The sequence below is a fragment of the Kocuria coralli genome (genome assembly GCF_008831305.1).
In the GTDB taxonomy this organism is placed as follows: Bacteria; Actinomycetota; Actinomycetes; order Actinomycetales; family Micrococcaceae; genus Kocuria; species Kocuria coralli.
This window is the reverse complement of sequence record NZ_ML708615.1, coordinates 137,924-156,744: the sequence shown is the minus strand read 5'-3', so window position 1 is coordinate 156,744 and position 18,821 is coordinate 137,924. Positions and strand designations below refer to the sequence as shown.

The following is an 18,821-nucleotide window of genomic DNA, read 5'->3' as shown; positions in this document are numbered from 1 at the left end:
GGAGCCATCATGGCAGAGACGGATTTCGACCAGCTGTTTCCGCTCGGGGAGCCCAACGATGCTTTCGTGCAGTACTTCATCGGGCAGAGCTACCTCGCCCCGCTGACCGGCGGGAGCGTGCCGGTGAGCAACGTGTCCTTCGAACCGGGGTGCCGGAACAACTGGCATATCCACCACGGTGCCGATGGCGGTGGTGACCAGATCCTGCTGTGCACAGCGGGCAGCGGCTGGTACCAGGCCGAGGGCGAGGAGCCCGTCAGCATGGAGCCGGGAACGACGATCCGGGTGCCGGCAGGCATCAAGCACTGGCACGGGGCGAAGGCGGACTCGTGGTTCTCCCACATCGCCTTCATCACGCCGGGCGAGGGAGTCAGCAACGAATGGCTGGAACCGGTCGACGACGAGCAGTACAACACCCTGCCGACGAAGGGAGAGAACGTATGAGCACCCTCAACGAGACGTACACCCTGTCCAACGATGTGGTGATTCCGAAGCTGGGGCTGGGCACGTGGTTCATCGACGATGACAAGGCCGCCGAGGCCGTCAGGGCGGCGGTGGGGATCGGTTATCGCAATATCGATACCGCGCAGGCCTACGGCAACGAGCGTGGTGTGGGTGAGGGCGTGCGCACCTCCGGTGTCCCCCGTGAGGAACTGTTCGTGTCCACGAAGCTGGCTGCGGAGATCAAGGACTACGACGCCGCTGTGGCTGCGATCGACGGTTCGCTGGAGAAGCTGGGACTGGACTACATCGATCTGATGCTCATCCACGCTCCGCAACCCTGGGAGGACTTCCGCGGCGGCGACTACGCGGAGGGCAACCTCGCCGCGTGGAAGGCCCTGGAGGAGGCGCACCGGGCGGGCAGGCTGCGCGCGATCGGGGTGTCGAACTTCCTGGAGAGCGATCTGGAGAACATCCTGGAGCACGGCACCGTGGCCCCGCACGTGAACCAGATCCTGGTGCACGCCGGCAACACCCCCAGCGACCTGATCTCCTCTTGCGCGAGCAAGGGGATCCTGGTGGAGGCGTATTCGCCGATCGCCCACGGGGAGATCCTGGGCAATGAGCACGTGGCTGCCATCGCGGAGAAGTACGGGGTGTCGGTTCCGCAGTTGTGCATCCGCTACACCCTGCAGCTGGGCACGGTGTCGCTGCCGAAGACGGCGAATCCGGAGCACATGCGCTCCAACGCCGAGGTCGACTTCATCATCTCCGACGAAGACATGAACACGCTGCGTGACCTGGACGAGAAGGACTACGGCGAGCACGCCGCCTTCCCCGTCTACAGCGGTAAATGACGCAGCTGATCCGGGAAGGAGAGACTGCTCCGAGCGGCACACGCACTTCCGCCGTCGTAGTTCACCGCCGTCATGCTCGCTGGTCTCGCCAGTCCGCGCTGCGCCTACTGGAGCAGGCCGCCGAAGATCAGCGAGACCATCATGGCGACGATCACCGAATTGAAGACGAAGGCGATCAGGACGTTCGTGCGCACCAGCCTCCAGGCCTTGCGCGTTCTGACCTGAGCTGACGTGGTCGCCGCCATGGTCGAGACGAGCACGGCCAAGGTGGCGAAGTCCGAGAACTCGGGCGGCCCGTCGATATGGAATCGCAGATGGTCGGTGCCATCCCGCGTCAGTGCCAGCCGGAGATACGCCTGGGCGAAGGAGAACACCATGAGCACCCACGACGCTGTGACCGTCAATAGACCCAGGGCGACGTAGACCACCTCTCCGCGGAACTCCGGCCGGACCGCGATCAGGATGGTCACGAGAACGGCGATGGAGGCTGCGGTGATGCTGGTGTTCGTGGTGCCCTCGCCCAGGAGCTTCCGCAGCCATGTGCGGCGGTCGCGTTCCTCCTTGACGGCGAGCCACCTGAGCTCGTCCTCGTCGAGCCGTCCGTAGACCCTGGCGCTCCAGCCGACGTACAGAGCCGTGTAGAGCGGCCAGACGGTCACGTAGGTAACCGTCAGAGAGGTCAGGGGATCGGCGAGATTCAGGGAGGTCGTATGTGTCAGCACAACCCCGAGGGCGATCACTAAGACCATCGAGATCACGGAGGAGACGGTGGCGCGGAAGGAGTCCGTTCGCGGATGGGCTCGGGCCATCACCCCAGTATGGCACCCGGGGTCAGAGCCTAACGGCCACGGGTCGGGAGGCCGACGCCCGTGTGCTCCGCTAGCTCTTCGAGCAACTGCTCCTGGAAGCCGGTGTCATACACGGCCGGATGAGGCGTCTCGACGCGCTGGTGATGCCAGTAGCGGCCGGTGGTCAGCGCTTCGGGATCGTCGCTGACCGCCAGCCATGCCTGGGTGACGTGCCCGAGCCGGAGGTCGTCACTGGCGGAGGGGCCGCCCATGCGGGTGGGTACCCAGCCGGGGTCGACCGCATGCGCGATGGTTCCTTCCCACCGCTCGGCGACGGCGGCCATCAGGGCTGTGACGAACAGCTTGCTGTCCGAGTAGGAATGCCTGCCGTCGTCCCCGCCCCAGTCGGCTCCGGTCAGATCCGGGCTGCCTCCGCGGTGCATGCTGCTGCTGAGATAGATCAGCCTGCCCGGACGATCGAGGGCTGCGGTCAGCAGATAGGGTGCGACGACGTTCACCGCGAGGACCGGCCCGTTGATCACGCCGGCGTTGTGGATCACCGCGTCCATCACCCCGATGGCATTCGCCTGGCGTGCGAGGTCATGCACCTCGTCGAGGTTCGCGAGATTTCCGATCACGCTCCGTGCCCCGCTCCCGATCAGGTCGTCGGCGGCTGTCAGCCGGCCTTCCGTCCGGGCATGGACGACCACCTCGTGACCGTCCTCCAGTAGGGACAGTGCTGCCGCTCGGCCGAGGCCGTCGGTCGATCCGGTGATCAGGATGCGGGGCATGGGCTTACCTTCCCGGCTGGATCATTCACCTGCGGGTTCGACCGCGGTGCGGAACGGACCGGGCTGGGCATGGATCTCCCACAGCCGGTCCGCCAGGGATTCGGGTGCGTGGTTGGCGTCGTCTCCGCCGATGGCGAGGGGGATGATGAGCTGGCCGACGCGGATGTCCTCGGTGGCCAGTTCGTCGTGCAGCATCTTTCCGTAAGCCGCTTCGCCCGCGAACGCCACGGAGGTTCCGGCCACCTTGCCGTTCGGCACAGCCGCGCTGTTGCCGTTGGGGAGAAGGATCGTGCCGTGACCACGGCCCCGCATGCCGGGCAGCACCTGCTGCACCGCGGTGGCGAAGCCGAGGATCGAGAACTCGGCAGCGGCGCGCAGATCCTCCGGTGAGGTGTCCAGGACGGGCTTGAGAAAATCGCGGTGGGGGATCGGGCTGTACTGCAGCACGTCGATGGCCCCGAGTTCCTCGGCGGCGGCGTTCAGCGCGGCCGTCAGGGCGTCGGGATCCCGCACATCGGCGGCGTAGCCGCGAGCGGTGATCCCCTCGCCCTTCAGGTCCTCGGCAAGCTTGTCGACATTCGCCTGCGTGCGGGAGATGAGGGCTACCTGGAAGCCTTCGCGGCCGAACCTTCGGGCGACCGCTGCGCCCAGTCCGGGTCCGGCTCCGACAATTGCGATCGTTGACATGGGGTGTCCTTTCATCAGTGGGCCATCGGGCTCTCTGATGGGGAAGCCGCTGAGCGCCCTTCCGTATTCCATGCCTGCGATCTAGAGCTAGTACGTAGAAACGTAATAACGTACTATTGGAGCCATGGATGAAGAACTGGACCAGCTCCGCGAACGGTTGGAGGCATTGACGGAGCGAGTGGCGGCGCTCGAATCCGCAGCCCCTCCAGTCGAGGCCGCGACCTCGTCCCCGTCCACGCGCGAGGAGCGCTTCTGGGCTCTGACGGGACTGGAGACGCGACTGGCGGATCATCCCGAGACCTCCGACGGGGAGGTCATGCTCGTCGGTTCCCTGACCCTGCCCACCGGCGCCCCCGTCTCCTGGCAGCAGAGCGCCGGCACGGCCGGGCTCCTGGAGGTCGACTGGTCCGAACGCGCCGCCGCCTTCGCCGCACTCGGCCACCCGGTGCGCATCGAGCTGCTCCGGCACATCCTCTCCGGCGTGCACGCCACCGCCGATCTGGCCGCGATGGAGACCCTCGGCACCACCGGGCAGCTCCACCACCACCTCAGGCAGCTGGTGGCCGCCGGCTGGGTGCGGCAGAGCGGCCGTGGCAGCTACCAGATTCCCGCAGCCCGCATAGTGCCCCTACTGGCCTGCATGATCGGAGTGGAACGATGAAACGCATACTGCTCGCGCTCTACCGGCTCCGCGGGGCGCTCTACATCCCTGTCATAGTGGTGCTCCTGGCCAACATCGTCGCGGCCCGGTACCTGTCCGACGGGATCCGCGATGTCTGGACCGTGATCGTGTATGGCGCCCTGGCCGTCATGGTGCTGTGCCTCGTCCTGATCCTGCTCGGCAGATGGCTGGCGCCGGTCCACGAGCCCCGCCGTGTGCAGTCGCCCGTCCGTGGGAGGTGGGTGGCCATGAACAGCCCCGCCTCCAAGGTGCCCAGTCACGGCATCAGGATGTACGGGCAGTCCCATGCGATCGACCTCGTGGCGGAACCCGACGACGGCCGGCCGCGCCCGGAGTTCGGTGGCAAGGAGGCGATGCGCGCCAACGAGGAGTATCCGGCGTTCGGGGAGCCCGTGTACGCCATGATCGACGGCGTCGTGGTGCGCTCCTCCGATTGGCGTCGTGACCACCGGGCGCGGTCGAATCTGCTCGGCTACTTCTACATGATGGCCGAAGGTGTCGTGCGCGAACTGGGCGGCCCCGGATTCATCGTCGGCAACCATGTCACCATCCGAAGCGACGATGGGGTCTTCGCCACCGTCGCGCACCTCCAGCGCGGTTCCGCGGAGGTACAGGCCGGTGACCGGGTTACGGCCGGCGACCGGATCGGCCGGTGCGGGAACACCGGCAACAGCTCCGAGCCGCATGTCCACGCCCAGCTCATGGACCGCGTCTCCCTGAGGACGGCGCAGGGCATGCCGTTCGTCTTCGCCGACGTCGTGCTGGGGGACGATCCCGGTGCATCGGACGGAGTGCCCGAGAACGGCCAGGCCATGGCGACCCGGCCGTAGACCATGACCCGGCGCGGCGGGGTTACGCCGAGGCGCCCGGGTGGATCCGCAGGGCCTCGATGAACTGCCGGTAGAGATCGTCCCGCGCCAGGAGCTCCCGATGGGTGCCGGTGTCCCGGATACGGCCGTGGTCGAGCACAACGATCCGGTCGGCGTCGAGGATCGTCGAGAGCCGGTGGGCGATGGTCACGACGGCGCCGGTGCGCGCGGCCTCGCCGATCACCTTCTGGATCGCGGCCTCCGTGGTGCCGTCCAGCTGCGCGGTGGCCTCGTCGAGGAGAAGGACACCGGGCCTGCGAACCAGTGCCCGCGCCACGGCCAGACGCTGGCGTTCCCCGCCGGAGAGGATCGTGTCCGCCACGGCGGTGTCCAGCCCCTCCGGGAACGCACGGATCTTCTGGTCCAGGCGAACCGCCTCCAGGGCTTCCCAGGCCTCATGGTCGCTCGCATCGTCGTCGCGGAACAGGACGTTCTCGCGCACGGTGCCGGGGATGACGGGGGTTTCCTGCTCCACGTAGGCGATGCGGGAGCGCACGTCGTCGATGCTCAGCTGCTCGTACGGGACGCCGTCGAGTTCCAGCCTGCCGGTGCGCGGGTCGATGAACCGCAGCAGAAGCGAGAACACGGTGGTCTTCCCGGCACCTGACGGCCCGACCAGCGCCACATGGCCCGTCCGCGGGATCTCGAGACTCACGTCCACCAGGGCGGGTTCCGTGGCCTCCCGGTAGCCGGCGGTCACGGATCGCAAGGCGAGTGCGGGGGCGTCAGTGGAGGCCGTGGAGAGGTCCTGCCCGGTCATGGGTCGCTCGGCGGTGTCCTCCAGCTCGAGATGCTCGGTCTCGCGGATGCGTGCGGCAGCCGCCAGCCCGGACTGGAGCGAGGCGAACGCCCCGGCGAGCGCGGTGATGGGATCGATGATGTTGAACGCGTACAGGAGGAAGGCCACGAGCGTCGAGACCGCGAGTTCACCGAGGCTCACCCTCCACGCGCCCAGCCCGAGGATGACGATGATGGCCAGTTGCATGCCGCCGCCGGCCACGGTCCAGATGAGCGCGGAGTACCACACCGACCGGATCGAGTGCCGGGCCGAGTCCTCGGCCTTCTCGATGACCCGGTGGATCTCCCGGTCCTCCGCCCGGCTGGACTTGACCGTGCGCAGCGCTCGCATCCCGCCCTCCAGGGAGGAGCCGAGCCGGCCGATCGCGTCCTGGGCGAGCTTGTCGGCCTTGCCGATCTGGGGCACCAGCACGCCGAACAGGACGCCGATGACGAGCAGGGCGAGCAGCGTGGTCAGCAGTAGCTGCCAGTCCAGGACCGCCATCAGCACGACCGTCCCGATGAGCGAGACCGTGCCATTGATCAGCTGGACCACGCTGGAGGTTGCGGCCTCACGCAGCAGCACGGTGTCGCTGGTGACGCGGGTGACGAGTTCACCGGTCCTGAACTGCTGGATCGGCTCGAGCCGTGCGCGGAAGAACCGCTGGATCAGCGATCGTCGTGCGTCGAGCACGATGTGCTCGGCGAGCCGTCCGAGCAGCACCGTCTGGGCGAAGCCCGCCGCGGTGCCGATCACGAGGAGGACGACGAGCATCGTGACCGGGCCCGCGAGGTCGATGTCGGTGCCCAGGGAATCGAGGACCCATTTCGTCGCCAGCGGGGTGGCCAGGGCGACTGCGGTGGCGAAAAGACCCAGCAGCACCCCGAATGCGAGGGTGCGCACGTGGGGCCGGGCGTAGGAGCCCAGCAACGACAGCCCCTTCCGCAGCGGAACCGCGGGAGCGGCGGGCCGGGCATCGTCGTGATCAGGATCGGTGGTTGCAGAAGGGCTGTTCATGAAGACTCTCGTCGGGTCCGGGGTGCGGGCCGGTCAGCAGAAGGCACGGCTGATGGCGGCGCCGATCTGGAACAGGTGGAGCCAGGTCAGGAACACCCGGGCCGGCCGCAACGGAGCGCCGGCGAGCCATCGCCACCCCTCCCGGCGCGGCCAGGACACCGTCATGTTCACCTGGGTGCCGCCTGCCGTCTGGGAGAGGCGGAACTCCATCAGGACGGGCTTGCCCCGCTCGTTGTCGGGATAGGAGAAGCGCCAGGAGACACGGTGCGGGTACTGCGCCATGACCAGTTCGACCACTCTGCGCCGGAACGCCTCCTTGACCTTCATCGGCTTCCCATCGGGTCGCTCCGTCATGGCGCGAGCCTCCCAGGTCATCCCGAGGTGCACGTCGCGGGTGTCGTGATCGGCACCGAGTTCGATGGAACCGAGGCCCGGTTCCCAGTCGCAGATGCGAGCCGGATCGGCCAGGAACTCCCAGACCTCTTCGACCGGGGCCGGTACGAACGACTCGGAGGAACCGCTGACCCGCCCTTTCACCTTCGGGCGGGAGGTCCTCCCGACGCGGGTTACCGAGGGATCCCGGTCGAGGGCTTCGACGATCGCCTCAGGGGTGGTCCCGAGATACGTGAGCAGGTCGGCGATCAGCCCGCTCGGCTCGGCCATGAACTCCCGCAGAACTGCCGCCGCACTTCCGTCGCGGCGCTTGCCGCCCGCCCGGCCGATCAGGTCGATTGCTCGCTGGCTCCAGTCGTATCCGCCGGTTTCGTGGAACACGATCCGGCCCGGTGCGGGTAGATCGGTATAGACGCCGACCGAGGCCAGGAGTGCCTCGTGCTGGTCTTAAACCCCCCGCCGGGCGTCGTCCAGGGTGATTCCGAGGCCGCGCAGGATGCGGCCGGCCGGCTGATCCGTGAGAACCAGGGCGATGAACAGGTGCTCGAGGTCGGCCTCTCGCCGGCCTTGCCTGGAGGCCTCCTCCATCGCGGCCAGCGAGAGCTCCTGGCTCGTCCGGGCGATGCGGACCAACTTGCTCACGCGTTCCTCCTCGGGACCTGGATCGTGGGGTCGATGCGTTTGGCGTACTTCTTGTGGACTGCCTGCCGGGTCACCCCGAGTACATCGGCGATCTCCTGCCACTTCATGCCCGCCCGCAGCGCCGCTTCGACCTGCCGCAGCTCGAGCGTCTCCGCGAGCACCCGGAGCGAGGAAACGGCTCTCAGGCCCGCTCGGGGGTCACTGGTATCCGAGGCGATCCGGGCGATCTGTGAGGACTCCATGATGTCAACCTATGTTGCTCAAAGTGAGGTTGTCAACCATGGTTGCTATGGCGAGGCGGTCGATCGTCGTGCGGCGGCAGTCCGCTGCTCATCCGCGGTCCCTCGACCGCCCTTCATGCGTAGCATGAGCCTCATCGAGGATTCCTGACCCGACGCCTCCACCTGAAGGGAAGTTCCCGTGGCTCCCATGTTCGACGATCTCCCGTACTCCGATCCCTCCCTGCCGGTCGAGGACCGCATCGCCGATCTCCTCGCGCGGATGACGCGCGAGGAGAAGGTCGGGCAGATGATGCAGCTCGATGCGCGCGACGACCTGGAGGACCAGGTCCTGCGGCGACATGTCGGCTCGATCCTGCACACCTCGCCCGAACGGCTCGTCCGCGCCCATGAACTGGTCTCCCAGACCCGGCTGCGCATCCCCCTCATGGTGGGTGAGGACGCGATTCACGGGCACTCCTTCTTCGAAGGGGCCACCATCTTCCCGACCCAGCTGGGCATGGCCGCCTCGTGGGACACGGATCTGCTGGAGAGGGTGGCTCGCACCACCGCCGTCGAGGTCTCGGCGACCGGCGTGCACTGGACGTTCTCGCCGGTACTGTGCATCGCCCGGGACCTGCGCTGGGGGCGCGTGGACGAGAGCTTCGGCGAGGACCCGTTCCTGATCGGCGAGCTCGCCTCGGCCATGGTCCGCGGCTACCAGGGCGGCGGCCTGACGGATGAGACCGCGATCCTGGCGACCGCCAAGCACTTCGCCGGCTACTCCGAGACGCAGGGCGGCCGCGATGCCAGCGAGGCGGATCTGTCCCCGCGCAAGCTGCGCTCCTGGTTCCTGCCGCCCTTCGAACGGGTGGCCAGGGAAGGGTGCCGCACCTTCATGCTCGGCTACCAGAGCATCGACGGCGTACCGATCACCGTCAACGACTGGCTGCTCAACGATGTGCTGCGCGGTGAATGGGGATACACCGGAACCCTCATCACCGATTGGGACAACGTGGGCCGGATGGTGTGGGAGCAGAAGGTGCAACCCGACTACGCCCATGCCGCAGCGGCCGCGGTGCGCGCCGGCAACGACATGATCATGAACACCCCCGGGTTCTTCGACGGCGCGCTCGAAGCGATCGAGCGGGGCCTGCTGGACGAGGCGGACCTGGACCGCGCGGTCACGCGCATCCTGCGGCTGAAGTTCGAGTTCGGCCTGTTCGAGAACCCGCGCCGGCCCGATAGCGCGCGCATCGCCTCCGACGTCGGCAGCGAAGCGCATGCCCGGCTGAACCTGGAAGCCGCGCGCCGGGGGCTCGTGCTGCTGCGCAACGACGGGACGTTACCCCTGGCGGGAGGGCTGACGGCCGACGACGACGGGCGGGCGGTCCCGACCGGTGAAGACCCCCTGCGGATCGCCGTCGCCGGTCCGCTCGCAGACGACGCCCAGACCCAGCTCGGGGACTGGGCGGGCGGCTCCGGGCAGGCCGGCTGGCTCGACGGCCAGCCGCGCGAGATGATCACGACCGTCCTGGACGGGCTCCGGGAGCATGTCCCGGGGGACTGGTCCGTGCGATACGCGCCCGGCGCGGAGATCGCGACCCTCGAACCGCACCCCGACGGTCCGACCTACCCGGACGGCCAGCCGCGGATGCCTATCGTGAAACCAGCGGCGCCGGACGATCGGTTGATCGCCGACGCGGTGGCCGAGGCGCAGGACGCCGATGTCCTCGTCGCCGTCGTAGGGGATCGCATCGAACTCGTCGGCGAGGGCCGCTCGACCGCGACCCTCGAACTCATCGGAGGGCAGATCGCCCTGCTCGATGCCCTCGTGGCCACGGGAAAACCGGTGGTCGTCGTGCTGCTCGCCTCCAAGCCGCTCGTCCTCCCGCCGTCGGTGCAGGACGCCGCGGCCCTGGTGTGGGCCGCCAATCCCGGGATGCGCGGCGGCCGGGCCGTGGCCGAACTGCTGCTCGGGCTGATCGAGCCGAGCGGCCGGCTGCCGATCTCCTTCGCCCGGCACGCCGGCCAGCAGCCCACCTATTACAACCAGATCCGCGGTCAGCACGCCGATCGTTATGCCGACCTGACGCAGAGCCCGGCCTTCGCCTTCGGGGAGGGGCTCTCGTACACGACCGTGACCTATGAGGATCTGCACGTGGCCGATGACAGCGTGCCTGCCGGAGCCACCGTTCGTGCGGAGGTGCGTCTGACCAACACCGGTTCTCGGCCGGCGCGCGAGGTGGTCCAGGCCTACATCCGTGATGAGGTCACCTCGGTGAGCTGGGCCGACAAGGAGCTCAAGGCCTACCGGATCGTCGAGATCGACCCGGGGGAGACCAAGACCGTCGCCCTGGAGCTCCCGGCGGCCGACTGCTCCATCGTGGACGCCGCCGGACGGCGCGTGGTCGAGCCCGGTCTCTTCACGCTTCTGGTCGGCCCGTCCTCCAGAGCGGAGGACCTGCTGTCGGCGACGTTCAGTATCGAGGGATGAAAAGATCCCGTCGACGTCGGGACGGGGCTGCCGCCATGACGGTGGCAGCCCCGCTCACTCACATATCCAGGTGACCCAGGAACTCACCGGTGTAGGGGCACTGATAGGCGACCGTGTCGGTCACGCGGACCGTGAAGTCGGTACCACCCGGCACCTCGAATTCCTCGCCTTCGCGGTAGGTCTTCCACTCGCCCTGCCCGGCGGGCTGCTGCACATCCCAGCTGCCGCTGACCAGGCGCATCCACTCCTTGATCGGAGCCTCGAACGTCCATTCCCCGGGTTCCATGACACCCACAGTGAAGTTGCCCTGGTTGTTCTTGAACTCAAGGCTACGAACACGTCCTTCGTAGTATTCGTTCTGGCCGATCATGCGATCACTCCCTCGTGTGTGTTGCTTCGGCGCGGTCGATGCGCACCGCCTGCGGAAGCAGCTTAGGGGGAGAACGGGGTTTTCAATATCGCCCTATTGAACACTCTTCGACCTCTATATTCACCCGGTCGTACATGCCACCCCCTTGCTAGCCTGAAGACATGAGCACTGAGGACGCACCTGGGATCGCCTCCGTCGAAGGACTGCAGCGCGCACTCGGTCTCCAGATGGAACTCACGGCCATCGTGACACGCGGCGGAGGCGTCCAGCGGCTGCTGACCGGATGGCAGCACCAGACGGGTGAAGCCGTGGCCGTCTTCGATCGCCTGGGAAGGCCACTGGGCCGGAGCACTGCGTTCCTCCCCGAAACCCTCACGGCCGTGGGCGAGGCGCTGGCCGAATCCCGGCCGCGCCTCGGCCGGTCCATCCACCTGCACCCCGGCACCGAAGCGCTCGCCGGCCAAGCGGTGGAGATCGTCTCCTTCGCCGGCAACGACACGGTGCGCGGTTACCTGGCACGAGTGGCCTCGGGGGAGGAGAGCGCCTCACTCACCGTCGACTCGCTGTGCTCCCTGCTGGCCCTGGAATACGAACGGCATTGGCTGCTGGACGAACCCGCCAGGCGGAAACGTGCGGAACAGCTCGGGAGAGTCCTGGAACTGGGGGACGACGGCGGGGCGCTGGCTCTCATCAGAGGCCTCGGAATCAATGTGGACGAGGTGCGGGGACTCGCGATAGAGGCTCGCCATGAGACCCATGCCGAGGTGCTGGTCGACGATCTCGCGGCGATCCTCAACACCACGCTCATCCGGCACCGCGGACGCATCGTCGAGTGCCTCGTGTTCTCGGATCCACGGCAGACCCTCCTCGACTATCAGCTGGACGTCCCGATGGGCACCGGAACGCCCGTTCATCCGCGGCATGCCGCCCGTTCCATGAGGCAGGCGGCGCTCGCGCTCGGGACGAGCCAGCGGATCGGAGTCCCGATCGAGTACCAGGACGGTGCTACCCATGAATTCCTGTCGAGGGTGGCATCACCCGACTACCTCGAGGCCTTCGTCGAGGCGGTGCTGTCGCCGATCGAACACGCGCGCAACGGTGACGTCCTGCTCCGGACGCTCTTCACCTGGCTGATCGAGCGCAGGTCGGTCGAAGCGACGGCGACCCGGATGCGGGTCCATCGGCACACGATCCGCAACCGTATTCAGCGGATCGCCCAGCTGACCGGCCACGACCTCGAGGGCATCGAGGCGCAGACCGAGCTCTGGCTGGCGCTGAAGGCGCGCGGCTTCCAAGAGATCGAATCGGCTTCGCCGAACGGGTGAATGTTTCGTACAAGATTCGCCAAGGCGGCCATAGGTCGTGTCGTTCGTCCTTGGAAATATGTGGGGAGCACACCAGGGGCCGTACGGCCCGTGCTCGACCCTTCGGAGGAACCACGAGATGACCACCGCAACAGCCTCGTCAGAGCGCGAGAACCGCTCGGTGCTTCGCCGGGTGATGATCGCCAGTGGCCTCGGCACACTGATCGAGTACTTCGACTACGCCAGTTACAGCTATCTCGCCACGACGATCGCCGTGGTGTTCTTCCCGGCGGAAGACCGGGCCATAGCGCTCATGAGCACCTTCGCCGTGTTCGCCCTCTCGTTCCTGGTCCGGCCCATCGGCGCCTTCGTCTGGGGCAGCCTGGGCGACAGGATCGGACGAAAGAGCGTCCTGGCCACCACCATCATCATCATGTCCACGGCGACGCTGCTGATCGGCTTCCTTCCGGGTTACGCGGCCATCGGTGTCGCCGCCCCCTTGCTCCTCCTGCTCCTGCGCATGACGCAGAGCTTCTCGGCGGCAGGCGAGTACGCCGGTGCCGGGATATTCATCGCCGAGTACGCGCCGGCGAAGAGACGCGGTCTCCTGACGAGCGTCGTGCCCATGTCGGCGGCGGGAGGCTTCCTGCTGGCCTCTCTGGTGACCACGATCCTCTACGCGAGCTCCTCCACGGAGTTCATCGAGCAGTGGGGGTGGCGGATCCCGTTCCTCATCGCCGGCCCCCTCGGGCTTCTCGGGCTGTGGCTCCGGACCCGTCTCGAAGACACCCCGCAGTTCCGGCGGATCCAGGAGATCGAGCAGAACGAGCGCGAAAGCGCCCAGCGTGAACGCAAGAAGAATCCCGCTCGACGGGCCGAAGCATGGCGCAGCCTGCCCTCGATGGTGAAGATCCTGCTCGTGATGTCGCTCAACGCGGGCGCCTACTACCTGCTGCTCAGCTACACACCGACGTTCCTTATCGAGGAAGCCGACATGGCCCCTGCGAGGGCGACGCTCGTGGTCACCATCGGCCTCGTCGCCCACCTCGTGCTCATCCCCGTCGTCGCACGCCTCTCCGACCGTTTCGGGCGCAAACGCATCCTGCTCGTCTCGAGTGTCGCGTTCATCGTGCTGAGCTACCCGATCATGACCTTGCTCTCGCTCGGCGGGGTGGTGCTCGCCACTGCGGTGCTGATCGGTGCGCTCGTCTTCTTCGCGATGAACGACGCCGTCTTCCCGTCGTTCTTCACCGAGATGTTCGGCACCAGGTCGCGCTACCTCGGCTTCGCCCTGGCCTTCAACGTCGGCGCAACCCTCTTCGGGGGAGTGGCGCCCCTGGTCGGTACCTGGCTCATAGCGACGACGGGCAACCCCAGCTCGCCCGCCTTCTTCCTGATCTTGCTCGGGGTGATGTCGTTGATCGGCCTGCTCCTGAGCAAGGAGACGGTCCGTACCGATCTCGTCGACACGCAGGTCGACGTCGGCACCGCACCCATCCAGAAGATCGACTGAGCACGACCGAAACGGGCGGGACAGTGTCGTACCACTGTCCCGCCCTGCGCCCACGTCACGCGGGCAGCTGCTGCCTGAGCGCCCGTGCTGCCGCCGCTGGATCCTCCGCTTCGGTGACGGCCCGGACGACGACGACCCGGTCGGCCCCGGTCGCGGTCACCTCGCCGATGTTCCGCGCATTGATGCCGCCGATGGCGAAGAACGGCTTGGGCGTCTCCCAGGCGGCCACCGTCGCGGGCAGCTCCGTGCCCACGGCGGCCCGCCCGGGTTTCGTCGGCGTCTCCCAGACCGGACCCGTGCAGAAATAGTCGATGCCCGCATCCGTTTCGGCCCGGTGCGCTTGGTCCGCCGTCCGGCAGGACCGGCCGATCATCACGTCCTCGCCCAGCACCGCACGCGCTTGTGCGGTGGAGAGGTCCTCCTGACCTACGTGAAGGATGTCCACACCGGTGATCGCGGCCAGGTCGGCCCGGTCGTTGGCGGCCGAGAGCCCACCGCATTCACCGGCCACCTCGCGCAGTAGCTCCAGCGCAGCGATCTCGGTCTGCACGGAGACCTTCTTGTCGCGGACCTGGATGATGTCGGTCCCGCCGGAGAAAGCGGCCGAGAAGAAATCGCGCAGGGCGCTGAAATCCAGGCGGTCTCCCGAGTCTTCGCAAGGATGGGCGATGAATCGCTGGAGATCCGTGCACACATAGAGACGAGCGGCCTTCAGACGGTCACGGCGCAGACGGCCGACCTCGCTGACGGCAGGAACGGTGGGATGAGGCATGTCCTTCAGCGTAGTGGCCCCCGGCCGGGCTGAAGAGGTTGCGCCTCAGAGCACTCGGGCGGCGTCACGGTGGTCTCGTCGTCGGGGTGAGCTCGATGGCCCGCATTGATGACCACCCTGGTCTTCCAGCCGTTCTCCTGGTGGACGACGGAGTCCACTCCGGCTGCATCGAGGCCGGTCATGGGACCGACCTCCAGGCCGTGCGCGATCTGCCGGGAAAGCGCCGGCGACCCTGGAGAAGAGCGGGATCATATGCCGCGAGGAAGTGCGCGGACCCGGATGCCTCGGGCATGCTGCGCCTGCGGATGGCCGTAGACTGCGGGGCAGGCTGTCGCGGTGGGGACCACTCGTGCCGCCGGTGACGGCCAGGCGCTGTAGCTTGATGGCCAAGCTCCTGCTCATCCTGCAGAGGATGCGGGTTCGATTCCCGCCAGCCGCTCCATGACGAATCACACTGGAACCGCTCAGTGCACGGCGGTGGTCGGTGCGGGCATCATCGGATTGCTCACCGCCTGGAACCTGCGCCTGGCCGGGCGGGCGGTCACGATCCTGGATCCCGCCCCCGCTTCCCAGGCCACGTTCGCTGCCGCCGGGATGCTCGCTCCCATCAGTGAAGTCCAGTACAGCCAGCAGCAGCTCTGGCCGCTGATGAGTGCTTCCCGGGCCGAGTACCCCGAGGCGATGGCGGCCCTTTCCCGAGCCGTGAGGGCGGAGACCGGCTACCGCGAAACCGGCACCATTCTCTTGGCCGCTGATCCCGGAGACCGTGATGCGGTGGCCGCCTTGGTCTCCGTCCAGAGGGATCACGGCATGGAAGTCCACTCCCTGAGCTCATCGACCCTGCGCCGGCGGGAGCCCTCTCTCGCCCCGGGTGTATCCAGAGCATGGGACGTGCCCAGCGATCACCAGGTGGATCCCCGCCGCCTGGCCGGGGCCCTGACCGAAGCGCTGTCCGCCGAGCTGCCGGCGGCCGGGTTCCCCGACGCGGGGCCGCCTGCCGTATGGGTCCACGAGCCGGTCTCGGGAGTGGACAGAGACGGCGACGCCGCGGTGGTCACCACGTGCGAAGGCACTGAGCTGAGATGCGCCGCCGTCGTGCTGAGCCCGGGTCTCGGCTACGGCCGGATCAAGGGGCTGCCCGAGCAGCATCCCTTGCCCCTGCGCCCGGTGCACGGCGATGTACTGCGCCTGCGCGTGCCGAAGAGTCAATTGCTACCGGGGGAGACCCAGCCGCTGGGCGCGGTGATCCGCGCCCGGGTGGCCGGACGGGCCGTCTATCTGGTGCCGCGAGCCGATGGAGAGTTGATCGTCGGCGCCTCCTCTCGTGAGGACGGACTCGAGGGCACCCACGCGGGAAGCGTGCTGGAGCTGCTGGAGGACGCAGCGGCGATTCTGCCAGCGGTCCGGGAGATGCAGCTGAGCGAGATCGTGACTCGCGCTCGCCCCGGGACCCCTGATGATCGACCGTACCTGGGACTGCTCACGGAGAACGGCGGAGGGACTCCAGGAGCACCGATCGTCGTCGCGACCGGCTTTCACCGCCACGGGATTCTCCTTGCCCCTCTAGGGGCGAGGCTGACTACCGCCCTGGTCACAGGGGCCGAGCTGAGCGTGGACGATGCAGCACTCCTGGAGGCCATGGCGCTCTCGCGATGAGCAGATGCCCTCAGGATCGACGGGCGAGAACCGTGAGCGGGGCGCAGCCGTTGCGTAGACTGGGCTCACTATGCCCACAGTTCGCATCAACGATCAGTCCATCGACCTGCCGCCGGGCGCCACGGTGGCGCATGCGGTCGAGCACACCACCGGGCGCGAACTCACCCCGGAGGGGCGCCCGGCCGACGGCGGGCGCCTCGGCGTGGCCGTCGCGCTGGAGGGGTCCGTTGTGCCGCGCAGCCTCTGGGCCGCCGCAGATCTCGAAGAGAACGCCCAGCTGGAGATCGTCACCGCTGTCCAGGGCGGCTGATCACGGAGCCCGGCACACGAATATCGTCTGACGTCTCTGCGCGCCGGAAGGCGCTGAAAGCGAGCCTGACATGACCTCCGCCCACGAGACCACCACGAGCGTGGACCCCGGGTTCGACACCGCCTTGCCGGCGTTGCAGATCGGCGCCTATACACTGCGGAACCGGCTGATCATGGGCACCGGGGGAATCACCGACCTGGCCGCGCTGGAGAAAGCCCTGGCGGTATCGGGTACATCGTTGACCACGGTGGCCATGCGGCGGTTCAATCCTGAGCTCAAGACGAGTGTCTTCACCATGCTGGAACGCCTGGGCATCGATGTTCTGCCGAATACCGCCGGTTGCTTCACCGTCAAGGACACCGTGCTCACCGCGGAGCTGGCGCGCGAGGCGCTGGAGACGAACCTGATCAAGGTCGAGGTCATCGCAGATGAGCACACGTTGCTTCCCGACGTGATCGAGACCCTGGCGGCCACCGAGCAGCTGGCCGACCGCGGGTTCACTCCCTTGGTCTACACCTCGGACGATCCGGCCGCCGCCCTGCGCATGGAACAGGCGGGAGCGGCTGCCGTGATGCCGCTGGGCGCCCCCATCGGAACCGGCCTGGGGATCCTCAACCCGCACAACATCGAGCTGATCGCCACGCGCGCCCAGGTGCCCGTGATCCTCGACGCCGGCATCGGGGCTGCCTCCGAAGCCGCCCTGGCCATGGAGCTCGGTTGCGAGGCCGTGCTGGTGGCCTCGGCTGTCACCCGGGCGCAGAGGCCTGCCGCGATGGCCCATGCGGTGCGCCGGGCTGTCGAAGCCGGCTGGCACTCCAGGTCGGCCGGGCGCATTCCGCGCCGGCAGCATGCCCAGGCCTCGAGTACTTTCGAAGGCGTGATCGATCCCGTGGAGGAACTCACCTGATGTCAGCGCTCTCTGCCTTCAACCGCTCTCAGATGGAGAGGTTCCAGCGGCACTTCTCCCTGGCGGGCTTCGGCATCGAGGCCCAGGCCGAACTGCTGCGAGCGCGGGTTGCCGTGATCGGTGCCGGGGCGCTGGGCTCACCCGTCCTGACCTACCTCGCGGCCGCCGGCGTAGGCACCATCGATCTCATCGACGACGACTACGTGGAACGTTCCAATCTGCACCGTCAGGTGATCCACTCCGAAGAGTCCCTGGGCCGGCCCAAGACCGCATCCGCGGCCGAGGTGATGCGCGGACTGCATCCAGAGGTAGTGGTCCATGAGCACCGGGTGAGGATCGCTGCCCACAACGCACTCGACCTGCTGGCCGGGGCGGACATCGTCGTCGACGGCTCCGATAACTTCACCACCCGCTACGTGGTCTCCGATGCCTGCGAGATTCTGGGCACGCCGCTGGTGACCGGCTCCATCCTGCGTTTCTACGGACAGGTCGGCCTCTTCTGGTCCCGCTTGCCCGACGGAAGCCGTGGCCCGACCTACCGGGACCTCTACCCGGAGGAGCCGGAGGCCGACGCTGCCCCCAGCTGCGCCGAAGCCGGCGTGCTGGGCGTACTGCCCGGTGTGATCGGCTCCCTGATGGCCACCGAGACGATCAAGCACCTCACCGGGATCGGGGAGTCCTTGCTGGGCCGCGTGATCACCTTCGACGCCCTGACAGCCGACTTCCGGACACTGAACCTGCGCCCGGATCCTCAGCGCGAACCCGTGACGCAGATGACCGACACCGAGGACGCGGGAGAATCCTGCGCCGTGCCGGCCCCTGCAGGACCGGATGCGGATCCGGTCACCGCGGCCGGAGATCGCCAAGACCATGCCGGCGCGGGACCGGAGGAGCTGGACTTCAACCCCTTCACCGGGGAGCCCAAGCAGCCCGACGACCTCAGCCCGGCGGAGTTCCGGCGAGAACTGGAGGCCGGGCGGCTCGGCCGGATCATCGATGTCCGCGAACCCCACGAGTACCAGGCCGGCGCGGTGCCCGGTGCGGTCAATATCCCGCTGGGGGCCGTGCTGGACGGTTCCACCGACCTGCCAGGACTGCAGGAATCCACCAGCGAGCAGCCGGTGGTGCTGTACTGCGCTCACGGTGTGCGCTCGCGGCAGGCGCTGGCCGCGATCTCCCGTAGCCACCCCGAAGCGGCCGTGAAGAACCTCCTGGGCGGATACGAATTGCTGCACCACGACTGAGGGTCCCGCAGAGCGCCACGATGCTGTTACCGAGCGGTTGTCGTGCTCAACGGCATCATCGCCTGGTTACAGCATTTATCCGACA

General features: G+C 67.7%; 21 protein-coding genes and 1 tRNA gene. 12 read left to right on the top strand and 10 right to left on the bottom strand.

Translation table 11 applies throughout. The features are described from left to right. The first annotated feature begins 9 nt into the window (after positions 1–9). Complete coding sequence (locus FCK90_RS06880; protein ID WP_158033558.1) at positions 10–444, top strand: cupin domain-containing protein; 435 nt, start codon at positions 10–12, stop codon at positions 442–444. Beyond that, a complete protein-coding gene (locus FCK90_RS06875; RefSeq protein ID WP_158033557.1) occupies positions 441–1,298 on the top strand; it encodes an aldo/keto reductase in 858 nt (285 codons plus the stop codon). The genes FCK90_RS06880 and FCK90_RS06875 overlap by 4 nt, the downstream gene beginning before the upstream one ends. Before the next feature lie 104 nt (positions 1,299–1,402). Here the strand turns inward: FCK90_RS06875 and FCK90_RS06870 are convergent, their stop codons facing one another. From FCK90_RS06870 to FCK90_RS06860, 3 genes are read right to left on the bottom strand one after another with little or no spacing between them, the layout of a single operon-like run. After that, a complete protein-coding gene (locus FCK90_RS06870; RefSeq protein WP_158033556.1) occupies positions 1,403–2,107 on the bottom strand; it encodes a DUF1345 domain-containing protein in 705 nt (234 codons plus the stop codon). 29 nt (positions 2,108–2,136) lie between these two features. After that, positions 2,137–2,877 carry an SDR family NAD(P)-dependent oxidoreductase gene (locus FCK90_RS06865; protein WP_158033555.1) on the bottom strand — a complete coding sequence of 247 codons (741 nt, stop codon included), beginning with the start codon at positions 2,875–2,877 and terminating at the stop codon, positions 2,137–2,139. 21 nt (positions 2,878–2,898) lie between these two features. Then, positions 2,899–3,564 (bottom strand): SDR family NAD(P)-dependent oxidoreductase, encoded by a 666-nt coding sequence (locus tag FCK90_RS06860; RefSeq protein WP_158033554.1) that lies wholly within the window; start codon positions 3,562–3,564, stop codon positions 2,899–2,901. Positions 3,565–3,688: 124 nt separating this feature from the next. Between FCK90_RS06860 and FCK90_RS06855 the strand changes: the two genes are divergently transcribed. After that, positions 3,689–4,225 (top strand): ArsR/SmtB family transcription factor, encoded by a 537-nt coding sequence (locus tag FCK90_RS06855; protein WP_158033553.1) that lies wholly within the window; start codon positions 3,689–3,691, stop codon positions 4,223–4,225. Further along, entirely contained in the window at positions 4,222–5,076 is an 855-nt protein-coding gene (locus FCK90_RS15865) for a M23 family metallopeptidase (RefSeq protein ID WP_158033552.1), read from the top strand. Before FCK90_RS06855 ends, FCK90_RS15865 begins: the two co-directional genes overlap by 4 nt. Before the next feature lie 22 nt (positions 5,077–5,098). Here FCK90_RS15865 and FCK90_RS06845 read toward each other — a convergent pair whose 3' ends face one another. The 4 genes from FCK90_RS06845 to FCK90_RS06830 all read right to left on the bottom strand — a co-directional run bounded on the left by FCK90_RS06845 (position 5,099) and on the right by FCK90_RS06830 (position 8,187). After that, positions 5,099–6,910: an ABC transporter ATP-binding protein gene (locus tag FCK90_RS06845; protein WP_158033551.1), complete on the bottom strand. Its 1,812-nt coding sequence runs from the start codon at positions 6,908–6,910 to the stop codon at positions 5,099–5,101. 33 nt (positions 6,911–6,943) lie between these two features. Then, positions 6,944–7,684, bottom strand: coding sequence for an SRPBCC family protein (locus FCK90_RS06840; RefSeq protein WP_158033550.1), 741 nt, complete (start codon positions 7,682–7,684; stop codon positions 6,944–6,946). A 66-nt stretch (positions 7,685–7,750) separates the two neighbouring features. Then, a complete protein-coding gene (locus FCK90_RS06835) occupies positions 7,751–7,945 on the bottom strand; it encodes a Clp protease N-terminal domain-containing protein (protein WP_158033549.1) in 195 nt (64 codons plus the stop codon). After that, positions 7,942–8,187, bottom strand: coding sequence for a hypothetical protein (locus FCK90_RS06830; RefSeq protein WP_158033548.1), 246 nt, complete (start codon positions 8,185–8,187; stop codon positions 7,942–7,944). The genes FCK90_RS06835 and FCK90_RS06830 overlap by 4 nt, the downstream gene beginning before the upstream one ends. A gap of 187 nt (positions 8,188–8,374) precedes the next feature. On the opposite strand from FCK90_RS06830, the gene FCK90_RS06825 reads away from it, so the two are divergent. Beyond that, positions 8,375–10,660, top strand: coding sequence for an exo-beta-d-1,3/1,6-glucosidase (locus FCK90_RS06825; protein WP_158033614.1), 2,286 nt, complete (start codon positions 8,375–8,377; stop codon positions 10,658–10,660). Positions 10,661–10,718: 58 nt separating this feature from the next. Here FCK90_RS06825 and ppnP read toward each other — a convergent pair whose 3' ends face one another. Then, positions 10,719–11,030 (bottom strand): pyrimidine/purine nucleoside phosphorylase, encoded by a 312-nt coding sequence (gene ppnP / locus FCK90_RS06820; protein WP_158033547.1) that lies wholly within the window; start codon positions 11,028–11,030, stop codon positions 10,719–10,721. Between the two features lie 161 nt (positions 11,031–11,191). On the opposite strand from ppnP, the gene FCK90_RS06815 reads away from it, so the two are divergent. Together FCK90_RS06815 and FCK90_RS06810 are read left to right on the top strand one after the other, a co-directional pair. Then, the gene (locus tag FCK90_RS06815) at positions 11,192–12,355 is read left to right on the top strand and encodes a PucR family transcriptional regulator (RefSeq protein WP_158033546.1); all 1,164 of its coding nucleotides are present in this window, start codon (positions 11,192–11,194) and stop codon (positions 12,353–12,355) included. 118 nt (positions 12,356–12,473) lie between these two features. Further along, complete coding sequence (locus FCK90_RS06810) at positions 12,474–13,847, top strand: MFS transporter (protein ID WP_158033545.1); 1,374 nt, start codon at positions 12,474–12,476, stop codon at positions 13,845–13,847. Positions 13,848–13,902: 55 nt separating this feature from the next. Here FCK90_RS06810 and thiE read toward each other — a convergent pair whose 3' ends face one another. Beyond that, positions 13,903–14,619, bottom strand: a complete 717-nt coding sequence (gene thiE, locus FCK90_RS06805; protein WP_158033544.1) for a thiamine phosphate synthase — start codon at positions 14,617–14,619, stop codon at positions 13,903–13,905. A gap of 5 nt (positions 14,620–14,624) precedes the next feature. Beyond that, entirely contained in the window at positions 14,625–14,801 is a 177-nt protein-coding gene (locus tag FCK90_RS15365; protein WP_181954224.1) for a hypothetical protein, read from the bottom strand. Between the two features lie 187 nt (positions 14,802–14,988). Between FCK90_RS15365 and FCK90_RS06800 the strand changes: the two genes are divergently transcribed. The 5 genes from FCK90_RS06800 to FCK90_RS06780 all read left to right on the top strand — a co-directional run bounded on the left by FCK90_RS06800 (position 14,989) and on the right by FCK90_RS06780 (position 18,736). After that, a tRNA-Asp gene (locus tag FCK90_RS06800) sits at positions 14,989–15,061 on the top strand. Further along, entirely contained in the window at positions 15,061–16,275 is a 1,215-nt protein-coding gene (thiO, locus tag FCK90_RS06795) for a glycine oxidase ThiO (RefSeq protein WP_158033543.1), read from the top strand. Before FCK90_RS06800 ends, thiO begins: the two co-directional genes overlap by 1 nt. A gap of 70 nt (positions 16,276–16,345) precedes the next feature. Further along, positions 16,346–16,585, top strand: a complete 240-nt coding sequence (gene thiS, locus FCK90_RS06790) for a sulfur carrier protein ThiS (RefSeq protein ID WP_158033542.1) — start codon at positions 16,346–16,348, stop codon at positions 16,583–16,585. Positions 16,586–16,655: 70 nt separating this feature from the next. Beyond that, positions 16,656–17,492, top strand: coding sequence for a thiazole synthase (locus FCK90_RS06785; RefSeq protein WP_158033541.1), 837 nt, complete (start codon positions 16,656–16,658; stop codon positions 17,490–17,492). Continuing rightward, positions 17,492–18,736 (top strand): ThiF family adenylyltransferase, encoded by a 1,245-nt coding sequence (locus FCK90_RS06780; protein ID WP_158033540.1) that lies wholly within the window; start codon positions 17,492–17,494, stop codon positions 18,734–18,736. Before FCK90_RS06785 ends, FCK90_RS06780 begins: the two co-directional genes overlap by 1 nt. Positions 18,737–18,821: the final 85 nt, after the last annotated feature.